General features: G+C 67.2%; 1 protein-coding gene. It reads left to right on the forward strand.

The features are described 5' to 3' along the window. Window positions 1-112: 112 nt before the first annotated feature. Window positions 113-1,252 (forward strand): IS30 family transposase, encoded by a 1,140-nt coding sequence (locus tag HNO83_RS20085; RefSeq protein ID WP_217499288.1) that lies wholly within the window; start codon window positions 113-115, stop codon window positions 1,250-1,252. Window positions 1,253-1,275: the final 23 nt, after the last annotated feature.

Consider the following 1,275-nt stretch of genomic DNA (forward strand, 5'->3'; position numbering starts at 1 on the left):
GGCGGATTCATACGGTCAACGCATCACGTGATGAAGGGTGCGGGGTGTGGTGGGTGCGAAGTGGTCGTCGTTTGAGGTGCGTGCGCGGCTGATCGAGGCCGTGTGTTGGGGGTTGTCGGTCAAGCAGGCTGCGGCTGCGGTGGGGGTGCCGGTGACGACGGCGCAGTATTGGTGGCGTCGGCATGCTGGCGGGGTGGATCTTGAATCGGGGCGTCCTGGTGGCGGTGGTCTGGCGGTTCCTCTTGGTGATGTGGATGCTCGGGTGGGGCGGTCGTTGACGTTGGCGGAGCGGGTGGAGATCCATGCGGGCCGGCGTGAGGGGTTATCGCAGCGGCAGATCGCGGAGCGGATCGGGCGTCCGCAATCGACGATCAGCCGGGAGTTGTCCCGGCATCGGGATCAGGCGGGGAACTATCTGCCGGTTCTGGCGCATGCGCGCGCCCGGCAGGATCGGCGGCGGCCCAAACCGTTCAAACTGGTCGCGAACCCGGAGCTGGCGGCGCATGTTGAGGCGGCGATGGATCAGGGGTGGTCACCGAAGTTGATCGCGGACATGCTGGCTCGGGAGCATCCGGGTGAGCAGACTTGGCGGGTGAGTCACGAGACGATCTATCAGGCCTTGTTCGTCCAAGGTCGCGGTCTGCTGCGTCAGGATCTGGCCCGGCAGCTCTCGACCGGGCGCACCGCTCGCAAACCCCGCGGAGGGGTGGAGCGGCGCGGGCCCTCGCCGTTTCGTGACGCGTTCACGATCCGGGAACGGCCCGCCGAGGTCGAGGACCGCGCCGTTCCCGGGCATTGGGAAGGAGACCTGATCATCGGGGCGGGCAATGGTTCAGCGATCGGGACCCTGGTCGAGCGCAGCACCCGGTTCGTGATCCTGCTGCACCTCCCCGGCCGACACACCGCCGACGCGGTCGCGGACGCGATGATCCGGGAGATGAGCAAGCTCCCGGAACATCTTCGCCGCTCGATCACCTGGGACCGCGGCACCGAAATGGCCGACTACGCCCGCATCCAGCTCGAGCTGAACGCGCCGGTGTTCTTCTGCGACCCACGCTCGCCCTGGCAACGCGGCAGCAACGAGAACACCAACCGGTTACTCCGCCACTGGTTCGAGAAGGGCACCGACCTCTCCCAGCACGGCCCGGAACGCCTCGCCGAAGTCGCCGCCACACTCAACGCCCGACCCCGGCCCACTCTCGACTACAACACCCCCGCCCAAGCCCTCGCTCAACTCCTCACCGCCGCCTGATGCATCCACCATTTGACTTTGAG

The sequence above is a fragment of the Leifsonia sp. C5G2 genome, from assembly GCF_013359685.1.
Lineage (GTDB): Bacteria > Actinomycetota > Actinomycetes > Actinomycetales > Microbacteriaceae > Leifsonia.